Below are 317 nucleotides of genomic sequence, written 5' to 3' on the forward strand. Positions count from 1 at the left end.
GCCGTCGCCGGCATGGAAGACATTGGCGACGCCGAGACCGTATTTCTCCGACAGATCGCGCATGCCGGCCAGCACGCGCGGCAGTTCCTTGCGCGGGATGGTGCCGTCCATGCAGTAATAGTCAGGCGAGATCCGGCCGACCGCCGGAAATGCTGCCTTGCGGCCGGCCCAGAAGCTCAGCCGCTCCTGTTCCGACTGCGAGATGCGGCAGGTGCTCGAGCCGTTGCGATAGGCGATCGCCTCGACGAGGCCGATCAGATGGTCGACCTCCACGCTCGGCCCGTCGAGCTCGACGATGAGCAGCGCCTCGACGTCGA

The 317-nt window shown here is 66.6% G+C and carries 1 protein-coding gene; it reads right to left on the reverse strand.

Annotated elements, in window-relative coordinates; all coding sequences use genetic code 11:
• The coding region (locus tag EN818_RS31570) for an FAD-linked oxidase C-terminal domain-containing protein (protein WP_281039972.1) at positions 1 to 317 on the reverse strand (317 nt) is incomplete at both ends.

The sequence above is a fragment of the Mesorhizobium sp. M3A.F.Ca.ET.175.01.1.1 genome (genome assembly GCF_004791945.1).
Taxonomy (GTDB): Bacteria; Pseudomonadota; Alphaproteobacteria; order Rhizobiales; family Rhizobiaceae; genus Mesorhizobium.